The organism is Marinobacterium sp. xm-m-383 (assembly GCF_013283255.1).
In the GTDB taxonomy this organism is placed as follows: Bacteria; Pseudomonadota; Gammaproteobacteria; order Pseudomonadales; family Balneatricaceae; genus Marinobacterium_E.
Window position 1 is genome coordinate 580,841 of the sequence record NZ_WBYT01000001.1, and the last position, 23,286, is coordinate 604,126.

The 23,286-nt window shown below is 48.3% G+C and carries 22 protein-coding genes; 3 read left to right on the forward strand and 19 right to left on the reverse strand.

The window, feature by feature from the left end; translation table 11 throughout:
• Nucleotides 1-69 precede the first annotated feature (69 nt).
• Nucleotides 70-756, reverse strand: coding sequence for a 6-phosphogluconolactonase (gene pgl / locus XMM383_RS02740; RefSeq protein WP_217362056.1), 687 nt, complete (start codon nt 754-756; stop codon nt 70-72).
• A gap of 18 nt (nt 757-774) precedes the next feature.
• Nucleotides 775-2,244: a glucose-6-phosphate dehydrogenase gene (gene zwf / locus XMM383_RS02745; protein WP_173484032.1), complete on the reverse strand. Its 1,470-nt coding sequence runs from the start codon at nt 2,242-2,244 to the stop codon at nt 775-777.
• Nucleotides 2,245-2,468: 224 nt separating this feature from the next.
• Between zwf and XMM383_RS02750 the strand changes: the two genes are divergently transcribed.
• A complete protein-coding gene (locus XMM383_RS02750) occupies nt 2,469-3,314 on the forward strand; it encodes a D-hexose-6-phosphate mutarotase (RefSeq protein ID WP_173494486.1) in 846 nt (281 codons plus the stop codon).
• Between the two features lie 674 nt (nt 3,315-3,988).
• Here the strand turns inward: XMM383_RS02750 and XMM383_RS02755 are convergent.
• The 6 genes from XMM383_RS02755 to XMM383_RS02780 all read right to left on the reverse strand — a co-directional run bounded on the left by XMM383_RS02755 (nt 3,989) and on the right by XMM383_RS02780 (nt 11,121).
• On the reverse strand, nt 3,989-4,624 hold the full coding sequence (locus tag XMM383_RS02755; RefSeq protein ID WP_173481071.1) for a bifunctional 4-hydroxy-2-oxoglutarate aldolase/2-dehydro-3-deoxy-phosphogluconate aldolase: 636 nt from the start codon (nt 4,622-4,624) through the stop codon (nt 3,989-3,991).
• Between the two features lie 15 nt (nt 4,625-4,639).
• Nucleotides 4,640-6,463, reverse strand: coding sequence for a phosphogluconate dehydratase (gene edd / locus XMM383_RS02760; protein WP_173494487.1), 1,824 nt, complete (start codon nt 6,461-6,463; stop codon nt 4,640-4,642).
• 147 nt (nt 6,464-6,610) lie between these two features.
• Nucleotides 6,611-6,901 carry a hypothetical protein gene (locus XMM383_RS02765; protein ID WP_173481073.1) on the reverse strand — a complete coding sequence of 97 codons (291 nt, stop codon included), beginning with the start codon at nt 6,899-6,901 and terminating at the stop codon, nt 6,611-6,613.
• An 8-nt stretch (nt 6,902-6,909) separates the two neighbouring features.
• On the reverse strand, nt 6,910-7,524 hold the full coding sequence (locus XMM383_RS02770) for a YitT family protein (protein WP_217363564.1): 615 nt from the start codon (nt 7,522-7,524) through the stop codon (nt 6,910-6,912).
• Nucleotides 7,525-7,608: 84 nt separating this feature from the next.
• Nucleotides 7,609-10,629 carry a response regulator gene (locus tag XMM383_RS02775; RefSeq protein WP_173494488.1) on the reverse strand — a complete coding sequence of 1,007 codons (3,021 nt, stop codon included), beginning with the start codon at nt 10,627-10,629 and terminating at the stop codon, nt 7,609-7,611.
• Between the two features lie 6 nt (nt 10,630-10,635).
• Entirely contained in the window at nt 10,636-11,121 is a 486-nt protein-coding gene (locus XMM383_RS02780; protein WP_173494489.1) for a hypothetical protein, read from the reverse strand.
• Between the two features lie 130 nt (nt 11,122-11,251).
• On the opposite strand from XMM383_RS02780, the gene XMM383_RS02785 reads away from it, so the two are divergent.
• Together XMM383_RS02785 and XMM383_RS02790 are read left to right on the forward strand one after the other, a co-directional pair.
• Entirely contained in the window at nt 11,252-12,913 is a 1,662-nt protein-coding gene (locus XMM383_RS02785; RefSeq protein WP_173484035.1) for a VRR-NUC domain-containing protein, read from the forward strand.
• Nucleotides 12,910-15,147 carry an ATP-dependent DNA helicase gene (locus XMM383_RS02790; RefSeq protein ID WP_173494490.1) on the forward strand — a complete coding sequence of 746 codons (2,238 nt, stop codon included), beginning with the start codon at nt 12,910-12,912 and terminating at the stop codon, nt 15,145-15,147. Before XMM383_RS02785 ends, XMM383_RS02790 begins: the two co-directional genes overlap by 4 nt.
• 104 nt (nt 15,148-15,251) lie before the next feature.
• Here the strand turns inward: XMM383_RS02790 and ureG are convergent, their stop codons facing one another.
• The 11 genes from ureG to urtC all read right to left on the reverse strand — a co-directional run bounded on the left by ureG (nt 15,252) and on the right by urtC (nt 23,283).
• Nucleotides 15,252-15,869 carry an urease accessory protein UreG gene (gene ureG, locus XMM383_RS02795; RefSeq protein WP_173483655.1) on the reverse strand — a complete coding sequence of 206 codons (618 nt, stop codon included), beginning with the start codon at nt 15,867-15,869 and terminating at the stop codon, nt 15,252-15,254.
• 8 nt (nt 15,870-15,877) lie between these two features.
• Complete coding sequence (locus XMM383_RS02800; protein ID WP_173484037.1) at nt 15,878-16,537, reverse strand: urease accessory UreF family protein; 660 nt, start codon at nt 16,535-16,537, stop codon at nt 15,878-15,880.
• Nucleotides 16,527-16,739: a hypothetical protein gene (locus XMM383_RS02805; RefSeq protein WP_173484038.1), complete on the reverse strand. Its 213-nt coding sequence runs from the start codon at nt 16,737-16,739 to the stop codon at nt 16,527-16,529. Before XMM383_RS02805 ends, XMM383_RS02800 begins: the two co-directional genes overlap by 11 nt.
• A 38-nt stretch (nt 16,740-16,777) precedes the next feature.
• Nucleotides 16,778-17,266: an urease accessory protein UreE gene (gene ureE / locus XMM383_RS02810; RefSeq protein ID WP_173484039.1), complete on the reverse strand. Its 489-nt coding sequence runs from the start codon at nt 17,264-17,266 to the stop codon at nt 16,778-16,780.
• Between the two features lie 16 nt (nt 17,267-17,282).
• Nucleotides 17,283-18,986, reverse strand: a complete 1,704-nt coding sequence (gene ureC, locus XMM383_RS02815; protein ID WP_173483651.1) for an urease subunit alpha — start codon at nt 18,984-18,986, stop codon at nt 17,283-17,285.
• Between the two features lie 9 nt (nt 18,987-18,995).
• On the reverse strand, nt 18,996-19,304 hold the full coding sequence (locus XMM383_RS02820; protein ID WP_173484040.1) for an urease subunit beta: 309 nt from the start codon (nt 19,302-19,304) through the stop codon (nt 18,996-18,998).
• Between the two features lie 11 nt (nt 19,305-19,315).
• Nucleotides 19,316-19,618, reverse strand: a complete 303-nt coding sequence (ureA, locus tag XMM383_RS02825) for an urease subunit gamma (protein WP_173484041.1) — start codon at nt 19,616-19,618, stop codon at nt 19,316-19,318.
• Between the two features lie 213 nt (nt 19,619-19,831).
• Nucleotides 19,832-20,656 carry an urease accessory protein UreD gene (locus XMM383_RS02830; protein ID WP_173484042.1) on the reverse strand — a complete coding sequence of 275 codons (825 nt, stop codon included), beginning with the start codon at nt 20,654-20,656 and terminating at the stop codon, nt 19,832-19,834.
• Between the two features lie 8 nt (nt 20,657-20,664).
• Nucleotides 20,665-21,360, reverse strand: coding sequence for an urea ABC transporter ATP-binding subunit UrtE (urtE, locus tag XMM383_RS02835; RefSeq protein WP_173484043.1), 696 nt, complete (start codon nt 21,358-21,360; stop codon nt 20,665-20,667).
• 4 nt (nt 21,361-21,364) lie between these two features.
• On the reverse strand, nt 21,365-22,201 hold the full coding sequence (gene urtD / locus XMM383_RS02840; protein WP_173484044.1) for an urea ABC transporter ATP-binding protein UrtD: 837 nt from the start codon (nt 22,199-22,201) through the stop codon (nt 21,365-21,367).
• A complete protein-coding gene (urtC, locus tag XMM383_RS02845) occupies nt 22,201-23,283 on the reverse strand; it encodes an urea ABC transporter permease subunit UrtC (RefSeq protein ID WP_173484045.1) in 1,083 nt (360 codons plus the stop codon). Before urtC ends, urtD begins: the two co-directional genes overlap by 1 nt.
• Between the last annotated feature and the right edge of the window lie 3 nt (nt 23,284-23,286).

A 23,286-nucleotide genomic window follows, 5' to 3' on the forward strand; every position in this document is an offset into this window, starting at 1 on the left:
CCTTATCGCAGATGAGGCGATTTTAAAGAGCATCGCGGCCTTTCAAGACCGCTCCAACATGCTGTCGGGTTAGGGAGCCCAGTAGATATCGACAGGGGTTTTGCTTTGGCGTAGAACAGCGCGCACAGGCATCTCTTCGGTGTCGCCCTCACCCATCGCTTGCTCAAGTACCGGCAGTTTTGAATCGCCACAAAGGTGAATAAAGATACGTTTAGCGTGCAACAACCTTTGCAAGGTCAATGTCATACGCAAATGGGGAGCGACGGGCGGAGTCACACCCATACAGGCTTTAAAACCATAAGGGTTTAACGCTGCCGTTAGCTCTGGTGCATTGGGAAAGAATGATGCGGTATGACCATCCTCGCCCATGCCTAAAATCACGGCATCAAACTCTTTTGGAAGTTCACTCAGAACCTCTTCTAGCTTGGTTTGACCAGAACAGGGATACTCAGCGTCATTAAAGTGAGGAATAAAATGCGCAGCCGCCGCTCGATTCTGTAGCAAGTGTGTTTTTACAGATAGAGCATTGCTGTCTTCATGGGTATCGGGAACCCAACGCTCATCAGCCAGAGTAATCCAAACCTTAGACCAATCTAGCTCTTGGACAGAGAGCGATTGGAATAGTGCCGCCGGTGTCCGACCACCCGATACGACCAGTGTCGCACGGCCACGCTCTTCAATTCCGGCTTTTAATAGCGCGACTATCTCTTCCGTTAAACGACATTCAAGTGACTCTCGTGTATCAAATTGAAACATATTGGACATCATTAAACCTCACTCGTGCCAAGAACGACCATCACGCTCGATCAGAGCGATTGAACCAATAGGTCCCCAGGTACCGGCGTTGTAAGGTTTCACTTCGTCACCGACATCTTTCCATGCCTGAATCAACTCGTCACACCAAGTCCAAGAGGCTTCAATCTCATCACGACGAACGAACAGTGACTGATCACCGACCATCGATTCTAGAAGCAGACGCTCGTAAGCATCCGGAGTTCGTTGGTTAGGATCACTTTCGCTGAAGTCCAGGTTGAGCGCACGGTTTTGTAGATCCATGCCTTGGTGCATGCCCAGCTGTTTAGTGACCACGTGAAGACGAATCCCCTCATCTGGCTGAAGACGAATAACCAGACGATTGTTGACGATGTCACGCTGCTTAGGATCAAAAATAAAGTGTGGGTTATTTTTATAAACCACCACGATCTCGGTCATCTTTTGCGGCATACGTTTACCGGTACGCAGGTAGAAGGGTACGCCGGCCCAACGCCAGTTATCGACATTGACTCGTAGAGAGACAAAGGTTTCAGTGTTGGACTTAGTCGCAGCACTGCCCTCCTCTTCACCATAGCCAACCACCGCTTGACCACCGATAGACCCGGCTGTGTATTGACCACGCACGGCACGTTTAGTGACATTGGAAGAGTTAATTGGGTGGAGGGCTTTCAAAATTCTGACTTTCTCATCGCGAATCGAGTCTGCATCCAGCTTGCTCGGCGGGTTCATTGCGACCATGCAGAGAAGTTGCAACAGGTGGTTTTGAACCATGTCACGCATCTGCCCCACTTTATCGTAGTAACTCCAACGCCCTTCAAGACCAACGGTTTCAGAAACCGTAATCTGAACGTGATCGATTGCCGAGTTGTTCCACTGTGAACCAAACAGGTTGTTGGCAAAGCGCAGGGCAATAAGGTTTTGAACCGTATCTTTACCTAGGTAGTGGTCAATGCGGTAGATACGGTTCTCATTAAAGTATTGAGCAACCGTATCGTTGATCACCTTAGAGCTCGCCAAATCGTGACCAATCGGCTTTTCCAATACGATACGCGTCGTCTCATTGATTAACTCTGCACTGCTGAGGTTTTTACAGATGTCACCAAACACAGCAGGCGGTGTTGCAAGGTAGTTAACCATGATTCGACTGTCATCAAGTTTAGCTTTGATCTTCTTGAAATCATCGGCGGAGGTCATATCGACCTGAACGTAATCAAGACGCGCTGAGAAACGTTGCCACTCTTCAGAGCTCATCTCACCAGGCGCTAAAAATCGAACCAGTGTCGCTTCCACCGCTTCAACAAAGGCAGCCTGGTCCCAATCCGCACGTGCAACGCCGATGATCTTAGACTCAGGGTTCAGTAGCTTCGCTTTGTCGAGCTGGAATAGCGCAGGAAATAGCTTACGCATTGCCAGGTCACCCTTGGCACCGAACAGAACAAAATCACAGGCTTGATGCATTGCATCGTTCATGAGCTACACTCCTTTGGAGGTGGAAAGAGTAAATGTAAAAAATTTATGTAATTTTAGTACATTTTGTAGCAAATGATCTACAAAAGTGATGAGCTAATTTTATATTTAAATGCACTATACCCCTGTCAATTTGGTGATTAGAGCAGTAAAACCTACTATTTTCCTTGAAACTGATACACTTAACAGACTGTTAACTTTTTTGTAATTTTTATACGTAATCCAATATGAGCATCGATATTACCCGTTTCAAAGAGCAGCTAGACGCTGTTCAACTGACCTTCAAGAGTGACCTTGCCATCATCTCCCTTTCAGGGGGGCACATACTAAGCTATCAATCCAATGGCGAGGAGCGACTCTGGATGAGCCCTAAAGCCAACTTAGAGACGGGCAAGTCGATTCGCGGCGGCATCCCAGTCTGTTGGCCTTGGTTTGGTGCACACCCAAGTGATGAGAGTAAACCGGCACACGGCTTTGCGCGCACGTCAATCTGGACTCTGGTTGATGCTCAAGATCACGAGGAGTTTGCCTCTGTCACGCTCGGACTTGAGAACAGCGTTGCGAATCCCCTATTCCCGTACGACTGCAGCCTAGCGATAAAGGTCACTCTGACCGACAAACTCAGCGTTGAACTGATTACTACCAATCTTGGCAATCAACCGATAGAGATCACACAGGCACTGCATACCTACCTTCCCATCTCTGATCTAGACAATGCCCGTATCGCTGGTCTGAGGGGTCTGGAGTATGCCGATAAGCTAAAAGATTTCGCACGTGCAACGGAAGATAGAGATTCAGTCGATCTAAAAGAGCCAACGGATAGAGTCTATTTTGACGATTCAAATTGCCTGATCTTGAATGACAAGAACCAAGAAACGCGAATCTACAAACAGAACAGCGGTACCACAGTGGTTTGGAACCCAGGAAAAGAGACGGCCAAGAATATGGCGGATATAGGCGCCGAAAACTACCGTGGCTTCTTATGTATTGAAGCGGCCAATGCAATGGAGGATAAGGTCCGCATCGAACCGGGTGAAAGTTTTACCCTAAGGCAAGGTATCCACACAGCGTAGGAGCGGTATTGCAAAGGCCGCGATGCTTTTCGAAAAATCGACTCATCTTCGATAAGGCTCCAACAACTCAATGCGAAATGTTGGAGCGGTCTTGCAAAGGCCGCGTGGAAAATCGCCTCATCTTCGATAAGGCTCCAACAACTCAATGCGAAATGTTGTAGCGGTCTTGAAAAGGCCGCGAGGAAAATCGCCTCATCTTCGATAAGGCTCCAACAACTCAATGCGAAATGTTGGAGCGGTATTGCAAAGGCCGCGATGCTTTTCGAAAAATCGACTCATCTTCGATAAGGCTCCAACAACTCAATGCGAAATGTTGGAGCGGTCTTGCAAAGGCCGCGATGCTCTTCATAAGATAGTTGCTAACGGAACTGGTGTCTGGCTTTAGCCTGACATCCACTCTTTCCGCGTTTTCCAGATAGACTATAAAGTTGACCCGCGGATGACAGGCTGAAGGCCTGTCACCTTAGATCGCCTCATCTACGATAAGGCTCCAACGCCTGCTCCTTTCCATCCGTGGAACCGCAGGATACCGTCCGTCCTGGACATGCCCTGCTCCTGCGCGTCCTGCGCTCGCAGGATACCGTCCGTCCTGGACATAAAAAAGCCGCCCGGGATGGGGCGGCGAAAGGAGTGCAGATGCACTCAGTTTCCACGACCTTTAGGAAACAGGAGGTCTACAGTGCAGAGGCCTTAGCCACTGCGTCTGAAGCTAGTTTGGTAATACCGTCCCAATCTTTTGCATCGATCAGATCGGTTGGTACTACCCATGAACCGCCAACCACGTTAACGCTGGGCAGGCTCAAGTAATCGGTAAAGTTGTTTTCATTAATGCCACCCGTTGGGCAGAAACGAACCTGTGGGAATGGACCCGAAATCGCTTTAAGCATCTTAGGCCCACCCGCAGCTTCCGCTGGGAAGAACTTGAACGCCTCAAAACCAAATTCCATACCACGCATCATCTCGGCAACCGAGCTGATTGCTGGTAGGTAGGGCATATCAGATTCCAAGCCCGCCTTAAACAGAGCATCAGTTGCACCAGGGCTAATGGCAAACATGCCGCCAGCCTCTTGAACCTGTTGAAACTCTTCCGGTTTAGTCACCGTGCCCGCACCGACAATGACATCGTCGACTTTGTCAGCAATCTCTTTGATCACTTCAATCGCTGAATCGGTGCGCAAAGTCACTTCAAGAACCTTTAAACCACCCGCTTTTAATGCTTCTGCCAAGGGCACAGCATCTTCCACGCGTTCAATGACAAGAACGGGCATGACCGGAGAGGTCGTTAGCAATGCATCGACGTTAATGCTCATTATTCGAAAATCCTTTTACTGTTTAGTTCCGAAGAAGATAGAGGCACCCTCTTCCGCACCTGATACTAGAGAACGCATGCCTGCAAACATCTCACGCCCCATACCGAACTGGTGGGCCGATAAATCCTGTGTCGCGCAGTCACGTGCCGCCAATTCAGTCTCATCAACCAGCAGCGTCAGCTCACCGGTATGCGCATCAAGACGAATCATGTCACCGTCTTGGATCTTAGCAATCGCACCACCGTGTAGCGCTTCTGGTGTTAGGTGAATCGCCGCTGGAATCTTGCCAGATGCACCCGACATGCGGCCATCTGTCACCAGTGCAACCTTGTACCCTTTGTCTTGTAGAGATCCTAAGAAGGGCGTCAGCTTATGCAGTTCAGGCATACCGATAGCCGCAGGCCCCTGGAAGCGAACAACCACTACACAATCTTTATTGAGCTCACCCGCTTCATAGAGGGCTTTAAGATCATCCTGTTCGTGAAGCACCACAGCAGGCGCCTCAACCAGGTAATTCTCTGTAGGTACTGCTGAAACCTTAATCACTGAGCGACCAAGGTTACCGCGCATCACTTTAACCCCACCGTTATTGGAGAACGGCGTTTTTGCAGTTGAGATAACCTCTGCATCCAAAGAGGCTTCAGGGCCTGCTCGCCACACTAACTTACCCTCTTCCAGGAAAGGTTCTTGGGTGTAGTCTTTTAGGCCATTACCCGTCACTGTCAGCACATCCTCGTGCAACAGACCTGCACTAAGCAACTCACGGAATAGAAGAGACATGCCACCGGCCGCTTGGAAGTGGTTGATATCAGCAGAGCCGTTGGGATAGATACGGGTTAATAGAGGCACTACATCAGATAGATCAGACATATCGTCCCAGTTCACAATGACACCGGCTGCACGAGCCATCGCAATGATGTGCATGGTGTGGTTGGTAGATCCACCGGTAGCCAGTAGTGCCACAATACCGTTTACAATCGCCTTCTCATCAATCACCTGATAGAGCGGACGGTAATCAGAACCCAAAGAGGTAATACGACAGACCTGTTCAGCAGCGGCTTTCGTCAACTCGTCACGGAGCGGTGTGTAAGGGTTTATGAATGATGAACCCGGCAGATGAAGACCCATCGCCTCCATCAATAGCTGGTTTGAGTTCGCTGTACCATAGAATGTACAGGTGCCCGCACTGTGGTAAGAGTCTGATTCACACTGCAACAACGCATCTCGACCTACCTTACCCTCTGCATACTCCTGACGAATACGCGCTTTCTCTTTGTTAGGCAAACCACTCGGCATAGGACCTGCCGGTACAAAAATAACAGGAAGATGCCCAAAGCTAAGCGCACCAATCAACAGACCCGGTACAATCTTGTCACACACCCCTAAGCAAAGGGCAGCATCAAACATGTTGTGTGATAGACCAACCGCGGTAGCCATGGCGATGGTATCGCGACTGAATAGACTCAACTCCATGCCATCTTGACCCTGAGTCACACCATCACACATTGCAGGCACAGCACCCGCCACCTGTGCAACGCCACCCATGCCATTGACCGCTTGTTTAATCAGTTCAGGAAAGTGCTGGAAAGGCTGATGCGCCGAAACCATGTCGTTGTAAGCAGAGATAATGCCGACGTTGGCACTCTCCATCATCTTTAGGGTGTTTTTATCTTGCTCACCACAGGCGGCAAAGCCATGAGCAAGGTTGCCACAAGCGAGTGTAGAGCGAGTTACTTTAGAGCTTTTTGCGGCTTCCATACGAGCGACGTAGTCAGCACGTGAAGCACGGCTTCTTTCAACTATACGTTCAGTAACTTCAGCTAACTTAGGATGTACCACTTCCCACTCCTCTGCACCTAAAGGCGTTCTTATATGTAATTTAATTACATTTTAGAGTGGAAGCATCTATCTAACAAGAAAAAATTAAATAAATTACGTAATAAAAATAAAAAGAGTCGCGGATGCGGCTATCAATACCCTATGATATTAGGCTTTCACGTAACGAAACCGAACAACGACACCTATCACTCCGATTAGAGTCAAAAGACCTGAGCCGGTCATGAGAGTATCTGCTAAGCGAGTTTCAGTGAGCTGTTCTGACAAAATGGAGATTGGCAGAACTTGAAAGGCTAGCAACACCCATAAGTAAACATCATTGGCCAGCTTAAGCGGCGTTTCACAGGATGGACAGTCAAATGCTGTTAGGTAGGATTGGCGCTTTCGTGAGTACTCAGGTCCTCTAAGGGACGTTTGGCAGACAGGACAACGGCGATTCATTATGACTCCTAGAAACCAGTATAGCGGCCCGGTTTATGATTGGTGGTCAGGACGAAATTCAATACGATGGCACCGAGTACAGAGATCGCCAAAAGCCAGGGGGTGACTAACCACAAACCTGCAATTACTATCAGTGAATCCAGCACCATCTGTAATTTACCAGCACGTATACCGTAGCGTTCTTGAATGAAGAGCACGAGAACATTCAATCCACCCAAGCTGGCTTGGTGTCTGAAGACTATCAGAAGGCCAATTCCAATTAGGAGGCCGCCACCGATACTGGCAAATAGAGGATCGATTCCCTCTATGACCAACCAGTTTGGAATCAGTTCTGTCAGTAAGGAGACCAGTGCAACAGAGAGCATGGTTTTTAAGGTGAAAGCCCACCCCATCTGAGCGATAGCCAACAAGTAAAATGGCAAGTTCGTCAGGAACAGGGTCAACCCAAAATTAAAACCGGTTGAGTAGTGAATTAAGATCGCTAACCCCGTGGTTCCCCCTGTTAATAAGCCCGCCTCTTTAAGAAAAAGAACACCCATGGCTACAGCAAGGGTACCCGTCACTATGGCTTGCAGATCTTCAAATAGTGTGTGCTTGGTCGGTTCTAATTTGAGTTTTTCCAAGATTTCATCCCTGTAACTAAGGCACAATCGCCACCGGATCGTTTAATTCGTACCGACGATTGTACCTTAGGAATGGGTTGAGAGTTACTCGGTATACTGATCGATGAAACGCCAAGTTTCATCGAGTATCGTCTTAAGTTCATCGATTAATAGATCAACATCTCCAAGAATTGGAGAGTTGTAGACATCCATCAACGCTTTGGCCTTGTGACTGATTGCTGGTAAACCCAACACCGCTGACGCCCCTTTTAACTTGTGTGCTAACTGTTCAGCTGCAACAGGGTCCAGTGTTTTTAGCTGTTCATCAACCGATTGATATTCCGATTTAAACCTAACCAAATAGCTCTTCAGTTTGGACTCTGTTTTCCAGTATGAGAGTGCCTGCTCTCGATTGAAAAATTCGGAATCAAACTCTTCAGCATCCTTTGATTGTTCTGTAGAGATGTTTGCAGTCTCTTGTCTAAGGCCTGCATTATCAGTACTTTGCTGGAGCACATCATTACGGTCTTGAGTCGCGTGATTTTTTAGACGAAGCTCTAAATCCTCTATCGAAAGCTCATCGACCATAGTTACATTTGACACCCATTTTTTAATGACTTCGATCGACCTATCGATATCAAAAGGTTTAGCGATAAAGTCGTTCATTCCAGAATCCAGAGCGGCCTGCTTATGCTGTTCAAAAGCGCCCGCAGTCAAAGCCACAATTGGAATATCCAGTTTCAACTCTTTGCGTATCATCTCTGTTGCTTGATAACCATCCATGATGGGCATCTGCACATCCATTAAGATAAGATCGACCTCAGTTGCATGACTCTTCAGCCAATTTACCGCCTCTTGCCCATCATTTAGGGTAATAACAGTCGCCCCTTCTGATTCAAACGATAGAACCGCCACCTCGCGGTTAAATTCATTATCGTCTACTACCAACAGTCGTATGTCTTGCAAGGAGTGGGCCGCATCATTTTTGTATTGAATCGTTTTTTGATAGGCATCGTATAGATCTGATGCTGTGATCGGTTTTTCAAGAATTAGATCCACGTATTGACTGTCAGATGAGCTTTTAACTTGATCCATTCCGTAAGCGGTCACCATGACGATGATTGGCGTTTTATCGCTAGGCAAATGAGTTTTCAACTGCTTCGCAACCGTTAATCCATCCACATCAGGCATATCCCAATCTAACAGAATAATGTCTTTAATTTCTGATTCCTTGATCACTTTATCAATGACCATAGCACCACCATTGACCACTTCAGAGCGCCAGCCAATCGAGTCGACAATGGATCGAATCGCTTCACGCGCTACCTCATGATCGTCTGCGATTAATACATCCAGTGAGCGGCTCTGGTGTCTAACGGACGCATCCCCCAAAGGCATGGTTAGAACAAATGAGAAAGTACTGCCCTTACCCTGCTGACTCTCAACTTTAAGTGTAGATCCCATCAAGTTAAGGAGTGATTGACTGATTGAGAGTCCTAAACCACTCCCCCCAAATTTTGAATGGGTGCTTGCTTCGCCCTGTTCGAAGGCTTCAAATATCAGATTTAAATTCTCTTCGGCGATGCCTATTCCACTGTCTTTGACCGAGAAAAGCAGCTCAACAGAATCAGCCGTTTTACTGAGTGTAATGATCTCTAATTTGACGTAACCCGACTCAGTAAACTTAATCGCATTGCCGATAAGATTCACTAAGACCTGTTGAATGCGCACTTCATCACCCACTACCTGATTTTCCAGATGGGTGGCATTGTTAATCACCAACTCAACCTGCGGTTTATTCAGTGCAGCGCTGTGCATGATCGCCGATAGGTTGTTAACCAATTTTTCTAAATCAAAAGTACTGGGCGATAAATCCAGTTTATGAACACCCAGTTTTGAGTAGTCCAAAATGTCATTAATCACCGCAAGTAGGGATTGTCCTGCGGCCATTAATCGAGCACCAATGTGTTCAGCATCTAACTCACTGCCTTTGCGCTGTAACATCTGTGACATGGCAATGATTGAGTTCAGAGGTGTGCGAATCTCATGACTCATATTGGTTAAAAATTCACTCTTAACCGCGGCGAGCCTTTCCGCCTCTTGCGAACGACTGATCAGCTCTTCGTTCGTTGCAGCCAATTCCATTGTGCGCTGTTCTACTGCTTGCTCTAGCTCTTCTCGATAGGCTTGAGCTTGGCTTTCCAGTTTATACTCAGCCGTCAAATCACGCAGGTTACCGACAAAATAGGGTTTCTCACCAATCCAGATCTGAGTCACGGCAATTTCGACTGGGAAGGTTTGCCCCTCTTTCGTCAGTGCAAAACTTTTTCGCGAGCTTTCGACTACATGTTTAACGCCGGTTCTTTTATAGCTGTCTAAATAGCCATCGTGATGTGACCTCATAGGATCCGGCATCAGCATTTTGACGTTTTGATTGAGCACCTCTGAGTGTGTATATCCAAAGAGCTTCTCGGCCGCCTGGTTAAACTCAACAATCAGTCCTTTATCGGTGATCAAAATGGTCGGAATCAGTGAATTACTGATGATTTTTTCACGTATCGCAGACTCTTTTTTTAAAGTATTTTCTGCAATCAACTCGTTAACGGCCGCGCGGCTCCATAACAGGCTCAATAACGCCAGGGTTAGTCCAACGCCAATGGGAATGGGTTGAAGCAACTCCTTTTGTACCAGCTTCGGAAGGTTGAGGGGCTCAAACTCGGAGATAAGATAAAGTGATCGGGGTGATTCAACGACCAGACTTCCGATAGAACGTGGGTATTGAAGCCTTAACACCGAGGCTTCCTCTATTTTATTGACCTGGTTATCGTTAGTGGCTTTGAGTGAGTACCAGATCGCCTGGTGAGTATCGGCAAAACTGCTTTGCCCCCCGAGTTGGCGACTCCAATTAAATTGACCTGTCTCATCAAAGATCCAGTAGCCCTCATCATCAACCAACTCAATATTCCCTGGGAGCGTTGCTGCCACATCCATCTCATGCAGAATGTTCTCAGCTAGATAGTTCAGTATTAATACACCCACCAGATCGCCGGCATCGTTTATCAGTTTGTGACTTAAACGAATCATCGGTTTATGGGGCTGTTCTATCTGACCATTCTCAACATTCAAGTCAAGCTATGATGCATAACTCTCATTCGGACCTAGGTTTAACGCTTCGAAAAAATAGTAACGGTTGGATTTGTCTTGCAGAAGTTCAGTGGGAGTGATGACAGCCTCGCCTGAAGAGTAGTTCACTCGAACGGTTTCATACCCAAGATTTGAGAGGATTCGAACCTGATCGTAACGTCGACTGACCGTTGAAAGAAGCGCGAAGTAGTTTTCAACACCTTGTCTAGCCTCTTCGCTGGGGTTATTGGTGTACTCTATGATCTCTTTGGAGTTGATCAACGTCTCTAAATCTTGTGATAGAAAATCAAGATCCTCTTGGATAACGACCCCAACGGATTCAAGCAGGTCATCAGTAACTTGACGTTCACTGTCGTAACGCGCTGTCTCAGTCTCAATAATCGTGTAACTGTATAGCCCTATTGGAACTAACAGAACAATTAATAATCGTAAAAAGACATTGATGAATAGATTGCTACCAAGAGAGAACTGCATTTATAACTTCCGATAGAAAAGGGATTTGTCCTCATTTAAGAGCAGTCCATTTCTGGCATAATGAAACCAATGTTTTGGTTTTTTTCTTTCTACTTTGTAGCCTTTTCGGTTTAGAGATAAGCTCATTAAGATGACCCATTCAATCACTTCAGCCGAGTTAACCAACCCTCTCTATTACCTACAAAATGCACAGACACTAATCGGCTGGGTCGTTAAGGTTTATCAGGATCTTCTTACAGAAGAAGAGTTAGATAGACTGTCTCAATTTCAGTCATTGAGCGAGCCAGCGAAGGCACTGTTAATAAGAATGGTGATGCGCAGCCAATCTCAATTTTTGATGCGCCACATCGATCACTACCAAGAGATCATAGAGCCAACTGAAGCGCTAATTGATTCATTAGTCAGTGCCAAACTGATAGCACTCAACCAACCGCTATCCGTTCAAGAGTGTTTCAAACTGCTTAATCGGCAAGAGTTGTTGATGCTTCACAACCAACTGAGCTCAAAGCCATTGAGTAAAAGCAGTTCAAAACAGACCCTGTATGACTCACTGCAAAGGAGTAGCACTGCCCCCCTTCCCCTTCACCAGCATCTACCTGTGCTTGGTGATACTCTCCATCTTTTGTGTGATCCGCTGTTTGAGCGTCTCAAGTTGATGTTTTTTGGCAACCTGCATCAAAGCTGGAGTGAATTTGTCGTTACGGAGCTAGGTTACTTCAAATATGAGCCCGTTGAACTTAGCCTAGAGAGTCGAGCGTTTCATCGCAGAGAGGACCTTGATCAATACATCGAATTAGAGCATCTGTTGACCGGCGATAGTCTCTTATCGATTGAAGAGAGAGTCCTAGCCACCCAAAGAATCGAACCGATAAGCAGTTGGCTGGCAGGTCGCAAAGATCGCGTCCTCTATCTATTGGCGAGAGAGTTGGAGCGCGAGGAACAAACACAGGCGCTAAGGGTCTATCAGCAACTGAGTATTCAAGATGCTCACATACGCGAACTCCGCCTGTTAGAGCGCTTAGGGAAACTGGAAGAGTGTCATGAGCGGACACGGCTATTACAAAAGGACAACCCTACCCCGCTAACTCAACTTGCCTACCAGCGTCTGTTAAAACGTAGCAGTAAAAAACTGGGCGTTGAATACAGTGCGTCTACACTCCTAGCCCCGCCTCAACAGAGATTAACCCTGGATCAAATAGAGGGGGTATCCGTTGAACGACAGGTTGCAGAGCACTTAACGAGCGAAAACTCGCACAGCCATTACGTCGAAAACCACTTAATCAATGGACTCTTTGGCTTGCTCTTCTGGGATGTGATCTATGCCCCGGTTCCTGGCGCTTTTTTTAACCCCTTCCAATCCCGCCCAGCTGACCTCTACCGAAGTCACTTCAAAGAGAGACGCTACCCTCTCATCACTGAGGCGATGACTCAAATAGAAACGGGCCAGTATCGTGAAACCATTCGGCAACGATTTAGAGAGAAACAGGGTATAACAAACAGCTTCATCCATTGGTCTGTACTGACAGAGGAACTTGTTGAGCGGGCATTAAATTTTATCCCTGCAGATCATTTAAAAAGGATTTTTGAACGACTTTTGATGGATATTAGAACGCATCGTAGCGGTCTTCCTGATCTGATTCGATTTAACAGTGACGACGAGAGTTATGAACTGATCGAAGTGAAGGGGCCAGGCGATCGCATTCAAGACAACCAAAAACTCTGGCTCGATTTTTTTGTTCGTCATGACATCCCCTGCTCCGTCTACTGGATCGAGTGGAGCCACCCCGAATGAGAGCCCTCTCCGTTCGCACTTTATGTGAGTTTTGTGATCGATCTGGTGATATAGATCTAAGATATACGCCGGCCCCTACAGCGCTGGAGGGAATACAGGGGCATAAACGACTGCAAATGCGTCGTCCCAAGAGCTATATCCCAGAGTTCCCCCTGGCAGTGGATATCGAAGATTTCCAGCTAAAAGGCAGAGCCGATGGTTGGGACCCTAACCAGAATCGTGTTGAAGAGATAAAGACACACCGAGGGGATCTTGAACGCCAGTCAACGGGACAGCGACAGCTTCATATGGCACAACTTCGAAGCTATGGTGCCATGCTATGCATGAGTGAATCACTGCATGAGATCCATCTAAGATTGAGCTACTTGGAGATCGCTTCCGACGAAGTTACACACTTCGACTTTACTGTGAATGCTGCAGAGCTGATCGAAGAGCTCAAACAACGAGTGACTCACTATCAAACCTGGCAGAGCACTCTCGATCAACACCGAGCGGCTCGGCAAAGCCATATTGCGTCGCTCGCTTTCCCTTTTCCCCATTTCAGAAAAGGGCAACGGGAGCTGGCTGAAGCCGTCTACAAAGCGAACAACAGAGCTAAACAACTACTTATAGAGGCACCCACTGGCTCAGGAAAAACCTTGGGCACCCTGTTTCCAGCGATTAAGGCGCTTCAGACCGAGTCGTTGGACAGCCTCTACTATCTGACAACCCGAAATACAGCCCGTAGAGTGGCACTGGATGCCTTTGAGTTAATTCAAAGCGACTCACCCATTCCACTCACGCTCATTGAGATGACCTCAAAAGAGGCGGGCTGCATCGAACCTGACAAACTCTGCCAGGGCGATAGCTGCCCACTGGCAAAAGGCTTTTTTGATCGCCTACCGGCTGCTCGTGATGAAGCGTTTACAAAACAACTACAGACCTTTGATCAGACCGCTCTGCAAAGGCTCGCCAAGCAGCACTCTCTCTGCCCCTACTTTTTAGGGCAAGAACTGGCGCGCTGGGCGGATATTGTGGTGGCTGATATCAATCAATTTCTGGCATCTAGTGCTATTTTGTATGGCTACCTTGTTCAAGATGAGCGAAAGGTCTCGGCACTGGTGGATGAGTCTCACAATTTGATCAGCCGCTGTCGCGACCTCTACTCGCTGGAACTTCGCCAGATTGATTATCGTTTTGATACTAACAATCAGGATTTACAACGCGCCTTGGATTCTGTGCAACGCGCGTGGCAACAGCTGTTTAGTGATCGAACAGGTGAACAAGAATTTATTAACTACCTACCAGAGACATTAGAGAATGCACTGCAGAAACTCTGCTCAGTCATCGGTGAAGAGCTGGCCATGGACCCATCAAGCATGGAGCTGCAAAATCTACTCTTTGCCTCTTCGGCCTATTTAAAGTTGGCTGAACAGTTTGGCGAGCACTCCATTGCCCGAGTAGAGAAACGCCGTAGAGGCAGAGGCGAGTTAGCCATACTCAATATGGATCCATCGCTATTCCTAGTTGAGCGCTGGCAATCTCTTCACAGCTTGACGATGTTCTCTGCCACGCTAAAGCCGTTTGACTACTACCAACAACTGCTTGGTCTAAATGAACCCGTATCAGGGTCGCTGCCTTCACCCTTTGAACCTGACCAGATCCGATTAACCCTTCGCAGAGATATCGATACTCGTTATCAATTCAGAGCGCGTTCGATACAACCTATCGCAGAGTTACTGGTGGAGCTGTATCACCAAAATCCAGGCAACCACCTCTTCTTCTCCTCCAGCTTTAGTTATCTAAACGAGATTGAAAAGGCTGTTGCTGAGATGGACCCAGATATTGATCTGCATCCGCAAAGGCAGGCCATGTCCAATGCCGAGCGACAGGACTTTTTAGATGCTTTTTCACCAACGAGTCGAAAACTGGGTTTGGCTGTACTGGGTGGTCTTTTTTCGGAAGGGGTCGATCTTCCAGGAGATCGACTGATTGGCGTAACGGTTGCCACCTTGGGGCTACCGCCCTTTGATGAGTTTCATGATCTGATGCGAAACAGTTTTGATGAGCGTTTCGGAAAGGGATATGAGTACACCTACCTTTACCCAGGTTTGCAAAAGGTAATTCAAGCTTGTGGGCGTTTAATACGCACGGCTGAGGATCGAGGAACGCTGACGCTGATTGATCCTCGATTTGCATCGCGTGAGATACAGGCGATGCTACCGAGCTGGTGGCCATCGCCTCATCTTCGATAAGGCGCCAACACCAACTCGGCGAACGAACCGTTGGAGCGGTCTTATAAAGGCCGCGATGCACTGGTTAGGGTGACTGGCCTTCAGCCTGTCATCCGCTGCTTCAATTAACTATCCAACATCCCCTGATGCACGATGAAGTCGATGATATCTTGCAGCCCTTTTCCCTCTTTTAGATTGGTAAAGACCCAAGGTTTCTCGGGGCGCATTCGATTGGTATCCGACTCCATTACCGATAGATCTGCACCGACGTAAGGTGCCAAATCGATTTTGTTGATCACCAACAGATCCGATTTAGTGATTCCCGGTCCACCTTTACGAGGAATCTTTTCGCCCTCTGCCACATCGATGACGTAGATCGTAAGATCCGCCAACTCTGGACTGAAGGTTGCACTGAGGTTATCACCACCAGACTCAACAAAGACAAGATCCAGCGTTTTATGTCGTTTAGCCAGCTCTTCAACTGCCGCTAGATTCATTGAGGCATCTTCACGAATAGCGGTATGCGGGCAACCACCCGTTTCCACACCAATGATGCGATCAGGCTCTAGCGCTTCAGCGCGAGTCAAAATCTTTGCATCCTCTTGGGTGTAGATATCGTTGGTCACAACGGCAAGGTTGTAGTGATCCCGCATCGCTTTACACAACGCCTCGAGTAGTGCTGTTTTACCGGAACCTACTGGACCACCTACGCCAATTCGAAGTGGGGATTTATAGTCACTCATGACTGCTCCTAAGATCTAAATAATCGTGTGTATTGTGTTTCGTGTCGACTGCTTGCAATCGCTAATGCTGGCGTCACGCTACTGGGGTTTAATACCCCTTTGGAATGTTCAACTGACTGCTCTAATGAAGAGGCCATTCGTTGCAGCGTCTGCTGGCCTTGTGTCTGACCGAGCGGAATCAGCTTAACGCCAGCCATAACGGCATTCTCTAGCCAGCTCCACAGGTAACCAGCAAACAGTTTATCGCGAGGGATTTGCCATTGATGCGCGGCAATCGCGATCCCTGCTAATTGTGTTCGCTGGCAGGCCTCCAACAAGAGACCTTCTAGGTTTACATCCAACTGGGGAAGCAAGCGCGCTAACGCCGCCCCACGCTGCTTCTCTTCAAGACGGAGCTCTTTGGTTTCGCGCCAAGCGATCAACTCTTTTGTCAGTTGGTTAAATGCCTGTGCATCGGCTTCATATAAGGCGTTAAGCATTCGATCCAGCATCGGTAGCTCAAGTGTCGTTAGGGAGTGATTTAACTGTTCTGTTAACCAGGCTTCAAATCGCTCTTGAGAGTCTACCCAGCCCGCTTCAACCGCCAACTCCAACCCTTGCGAGTAGGTGAATGCACCGACCGGCAGTGACGGACTGATCAGCTGAAAAAGACGAAGATCACTTAGCACGTTGCGCCTGTGCTTTGGTTTTAATACGGGTCGCTAGGGCCAGTGTTGCTGCGATGGAGCCAACAACGGCCAAAGAGAGTGCAGCATGCTCAACTGAGGAGAAGGCATGCCCCAAAGCTGAAGCCAAATTAGAGTGATCACCCGTATGAGCAAAGGCCGCAGTTGGGGCGATCATAAGAAGCGACAATAATTTAATGTTCATTGTTTTATATTCCTGTTAAATACCTAATCTATAAAGAATTAATGTGAATGTTCATGATCATCTGAATGACTGTGTGAATGGCTGTGCGAGTGTCCGTGACTAGAACCACCATAGGCGCCAGCCTCAGGTTCAAACGGCAGTGACTCACAGGTCACTACACCACCCAATCCAACCACCATGTCGTCCAACACATGGTCATGTTGGTAGCTAACATACTCATCATTGATCTCAAGTGGCACGTGTCGGTTACCTAGGTGATAACAGATACGTGATTTTAGAAGTGGGTCACTGGTTCTAACCACTGACAGAGGTTCAGCCGCGGCCTGCACTGTCACAACCACCCCGTCATCATTCGTTAACTGTTCGCCCCCACGAAGTATCTCCCCGCGTGGTAGATCCAAACCGGCCTCTGTACCATTAGAGAGCGTTACTCTCAGACGGCTGCGTATGCGCTGATCAATGGTCAACTCAAGCGTCAGATCGGTTTCAACTGAATGGGACTCCAGCTTTTTATTCAGTTTAATCATCTCGTTACTGTCTTACTTAAAATAGGAAATAGCGCTGCGCCATCGGCAATATTTCGGCCGGTTCACAGGTTAACGTCATGCCATCTGCAGTGACCTCATAGGTTTGAGGATCCACCTGAATATCGGGCTGCCAATCGTTATGAACCATCTGATCTTTGGTGGCGGTTCTACACCCTTTTACAACGCCGATCATCGACTGCAGACCAAGCTCTTCAGCCACTCCAGCAGCGACAGCTGCTTGAGATAGGAAGGTCATTGACGTGCTTTGAGCCGCTTTACCAATGCTGGCAAACATTGGACGATAGTGAACAGGCTGAGGCGTTGGAATGGATGCATTAGGATCGCCCATAGGGGCCGTCGCGATCATACCCGCCTTCAACACCAGACTGGGTTTAGTGCCAAAGAAAGCCGGTTTCCATAACACCAAATCGGCCAGTTTGCCGACCTCAATTGACCCCACTACGTGTGAAATCCCGTGGGCGATGGCCGGGTTAATGGTGTATTTAGCAATGTAGCGTTTCAAACGATGGTTATCGTTGCGCTCAGAGTCCGCTTCTAAAGGGCCTCTCTGCACTTTCATCTTATGCGCAGTCTGCCAGGTACGAATGACAACTTCCCCAACTCGACCCATCGCTTGTGAATCTGATGAGATCATCGAAAAAGCGCCCAGATCGTGAAGGATATCCTCTGCAGCAATGGTTTCACGACGAATACGTGACTCTGCAAAGGCGACATCTTCAGCAATACTGGGATCTAAATGGTGACAAACCATCAGCATGTCGAGGTGCTCATCCACCGTATTAATGGTGTATGGGCGTGTTGGATTGGTCGACGAAGGCAGCACATTTTTAAGCCCTGCAGCCTTGATGATATCCGGTGCATGACCACCACCCGCTCCCTCTGTGTGGTAGGTGTGAATCACACGGTCACCGATCGCATCCAGAGTCGCTTCGACAAAGCCTGATTCATTTAATGTGTCAGTATGAATCGCTACCTGAACATCGTACTTCTCTGCAACGCTCAGGCAGTTATCGATCGAAGCGGGCGTAGTGCCCCAATCTTCATGCAATTTAAGCCCGATGGCACCCGCTTCAACCTGCTCGATTAACGGCTCGGGAAGACTGGCGTTACCCTTACCTAAAAAACCGAAGTTCATTGGTAAGGAGTCTACTGCCTCCAGCATTCGAGCAATGTTCCATGCACCCGGTGTACAGGTGGTTGCATTAGTACCGGTGGCTGGGCCTGTTCCACCCCCGATCATTGTGGTGACGCCTGAGCAGAGCGCTTCATCGACCTGCTGCGGACAGATAAAGTGAATGTGAGCATCAATCCCGCCAGCCGTTAGAATACTGCCCTCACCGGCAATCACTTCTGTACTGGGACCAACGACAATATCAACATTAGGTTGGATGTCAGGATTACCGGCTTTGCCGATCGCAAAGATACGACCATCGCGAACGGCAACATCGGCTTTTACTATCCCCCAATGATCAAGAATCAATGCATTGGTAATGACCAGATCCGGTGTATCAACGCGGCAGGCTTGGCTCTGACCCATACCATCACGGATAACCTTGCCGCCACCAAACTTAACCTCCTCACCGTAGGTCGTGTAATCCTTCTCGACCTCTAACCAGAGCTCGGTATCCGCTAAGCGAACACGGTCTCCTGTGGTTGGACCAAACATTTCTGCATACGCGGTGCGATCAATAACAGACATTCTGATCTCCTAATCCAATTGGCCACTGACTTTGGCTTGAAACCCATAAACAACGCGGTCACCCGTCAGTGCCACCAACTCGACCTCGCGCGACTGACCTGGTTCAAAACGGACCGCTGTTCCCGCGGCAATGTTTAGTCTAAAACCCCGTGCTTTTTCACGGTCAAAAATGAGGGCTTCATTGACCTCATAGAAGTGGTAATGAGAGCCAATCTGAACCGGACGATCACCGGTATTCGCGACGCTGACTTTGATGGTCTCTCGACCCTCATTGAGATTGATACTGCCCGCATCAACTTTGTATTCACCTGGAATCATTAAGCCACCTCTTAAACAATCGGTTCATGGACGGTGACCAATTTAGTCCCGTCAGGGAAGGTCGCCTCAACCTGAACGTCATGGATCATCTCAGGCACCCCCTCCATAACCTCTTCACGAGTCAGCAAGGTGCGGCCATAGTCCATCAATTCAGCAACCGTGCGACCATCGCGTGCCCCTTCCATCACTGCTGCACTGATGAGCGCAACCGCTTCGGGGTAGTTCAATTTCAAACCACGCTCTTTACGACGTTCAGCGAGCAGCGCTGCGGTGAATATCAGTAGTTTGTCTTTCTCTCTGGGTGTCAGTTCCATGATAGTTCCCTTAAGCGGTGTTCATGAGAGTTAATAAATTAGACTTAGCAAAATAGAGACCAGTTTTTATAAAAAGCCTAAAAAGCGAATAAAATCGAACAAATTGCAGACATCGTCTAGAAAAATCCAAAAATTGACAACAATCAGAATAACCCGGCTGGATTTTTGGCAAAAAAAACGCACCACTTAAGTGCGTTTAAGAATTAACTTGGTTCAGGTTGCCCAAATGCGGGGCGCCGCGGCCTCTTTTCCAAGAGATTGAGGTCGAATGAGACGCCAAACGCTAGAAAAGAGGAAAATAACCTCTTGGCTCTGCTCTGAAATGGTGCGAACAACCAGTAGACCATCCATCAGGGTCGCGCCTGAAAGCGGGTCATCTGACAGCAGCTGTTGAACCTGCTCTAACAGATCCTGATCATCAACGGTCGCGACCATCGACGCATAACCTGACACCCCTTTTAAACCGATCGAACTGTCGATCAGGGAAGCTCCATCGGTTGCAAATCGATCGAACATCACAGGTTCGCCGTCACGATAGATTCGCATCTCTGAACTTAACTGCCCGGTTTCAAAACGCTCTTCATTAGAGGGGCGACCAAAGCAGTTGATCTCCCAGCCGATAAAATGAGCGCCCGCCTCTAAATGCACTTCGGTGACAATATGGGATTGGGTGCCTGGGAAGAATATATTCTCCAGTGGCATCCACTCTAAAGAGCCGCCACCAGCGACCGTTAAGCGCTGAGAGACCTCCGCAACAGGGCCGATAGAGCGATAAAACTTAGTCGCCCCTGGTGTTGTCAGTAGAACCTTAGCATCCTTGGAGACCTGCAAATCGATATTGAGGTCATCACCGGCCACCACACCTCCGGGGGGATGTAGCAGGTAGGTGTGGCATACCTCGCCTTCAGGATAAAAGGCGCGCTGTACTGCCAATGGCCCCTCCCGTTTGGAGTCCACCAAGCGCGTCTTATCACCGCGCAGTTGATAACCAAGCGTCAGTTCAGCATGCCACCCTTGGCGGCCAGTCAGTGAGTTCACAATATCCCTTAAACCGTTAGATACTTTGAAACCAATGTATCATCAAGTTGATCCATTGAGCCAGCAGCAACATTGCGCCCACGATCTAGCAGTGTGAAGACATCTCCGACTTTGCGAGCAAAAGGGAGCTTCTGCTCAACGAGCAGAACGGTCAGCCCAAGCTCTTGGTTCAATTGTCGAATTATATCGCCGATCTGCTGGACAATATTGGGCTGAATACCCTCAGTAGGCTCATCCAGGATCAACAATTTAGGATTGACCACGAGTGCTCGAGCAATGGCTAACTGTTGCTGTTGTCCACCACTCAAATCCCCACCACGACGAGCCAACATCTCTTTTAAAACGGGGAATAGATCAAAAATATAGTCCGGTATTTTGCGTGCGCCGCGCGGCAATACAGGCAATCCAATCTGTAGATTCTCTTCAACGGTCATCAACGGAAAAATTTGACGACCCTGTGGCACATAACCAATACCAATATAGGGGCGCTTTTCAACGCTAAGCTTAGAGATATCCTCCCCCATGAAACGAATCTCACCCTGTTTGATCTTGTTGTGCCCCATTACACAGTCCAACAGAGTCGTTTTGCCAACACCATTGCGCCCCATTAAGACACTGCACTCACCCTCTTGAACAGCAAGATCAAGATCCCAAAGGGTGTGACTTTCACCGTAAAACTGATTCACTTTGTTAAGTTCAAGCATCCCACTACTCTCCAAGGTAGACCTGCTTCACGCGGTCGTCATTCTGAACTTGATCCATGGTACCCTCGGCTAACACCGAACCCTGATGCAGCACGCTCACGGTGCGACCACCTTCGGCTAGGTTTCGAACAAACTCCATATCGTGTTCAACCACCACCACTGAGTGTTTTCCGGCCAACGAGATCAGCAGCTCTGCGGTCTTGTCCATCTCTTGGTGAGTCATGCCCGCCACGGGTTCGTCCACCAGAAGAAGTCGTGGCCGCTGCATTAACAGCATGCCGATCTCTAACCACTGCTTCTGTCCGTGGGACAGAGCACCTGCCAGTTTAAAACTGTGCTCCGCCAAACCGATGAGCTGCTGCACGTCGGCAATTCGATCCGACTGTTCAGAGCTTAGCTTGGCAGTATAAAGCGAGATGAAATCTCGATTTTGTGCCATCGCCAACTCCAGGTTGGCAAACACCGATAGGTTCTCAAACACCGTCGGTTTCTGGAACTTGCGCCCTATTCCTGCCTCAGCAATGGCTGGTTCATCCATGTTGAGCAGATCAATCGTTTGACCAAAATAGGCGGTGCCTGTATCGGGTTTTGTTTTACCGGTAATAATATCCATCATGGTCGTTTTGCCAGCACCATTTGGCCCGATGATGCAGCGTAACTCCCCATCTCGTATGTAGAGATTGAGATCATTAATCGCCTTAAAGCCATCAAAGCTAACCGATAACCCTTCCAAATAGAGAAGAATCTGTTTGTCGACATTGAGTCGTTCGCTCTGTGCGGCATTCACAATATCGAACACCTGATCACGACGCATAAACTCTTGCAGTGAGAATCCAGACATTAGACGCTCTCCTTTTTACGAATCAGTCCCACTACCCCTTTGGGTAAAAAGAGCGTGACTAGTACAAATAGACCACCCAGAGCGAACAGCCAAACATCGGGCAACTCGACGGTGAAGTAAGATTTTGCATAGTTAATTAACAGCGCACCGATCACCGCGCCATAGAGCGAGGCACGACCACCCACCGCGACCCAGACCACGACCTCAATGGAGTTCAGAGGCGAAAATTCATTCGGGTTGATGATGCCCACTTGAGGCACGTAGAGTGCACCGGCGACGCCGGCAATCATGGCCGAGATAGTAAATACCCAGAGTTTTATGTTCTCCACACGGTAACCCATAAAGCGAGCACGCGATTCAGAATCTCGCACTGCGACACAGGCTCTGCCCGCGCGGCTTTCAGTTAACGCACGACTGATCAAATATCCGACCATTAAAGCCACAGCACTGGCAATAAAGAGTCCTATCTTGGTCGCATCATCAGACAGACTGAATCCGATAATGTCTTTAAAGTCGGTCAGGCCGTTGTTACCACCAAACCCCATCTCGTTGCGATAAAACGCCAACATTAATGCGTAGGTTAACGCTTGAGTGATGATCGACAGGTAGACCCCTGAAACGCGAGAACGAAAAGCCAGAGCGCCAAAGACATAAGCCAGCAACCCTGGTACCAATAGGACCATTAAGGCTGCGAACCAGAACTGATCAAAACCGCTCCAGAACCAGGGAAGCTCCTGCCAGTTTAGGAAGACCATAAAGTCCGGCAGATCGGGATTCCCATAGACACCTCGATCACCAATTTGACGCATTAGGTACATACCCATTGCGTATCCGCCCAACGCAAAGAATGCCGCATGCCCTAGAGTAAGGATGCCCAAATAGCCCCAAACCAGATCGACTGCAACCGCTAGAAGCGCCAGCGTCAGGTATTTACCCAGTAGAGAGATGGTATAAGTCGGCACATGAAGAGCTGAATCCGCTGGCAGACTGTTCAGCACCGGAACCGCAACAATCAGAGCGATCAAGAGGCCAATAAGCCAACGTCCGCCCTTATCATTTTTAAGAATCTGTAATAGAAACATCGA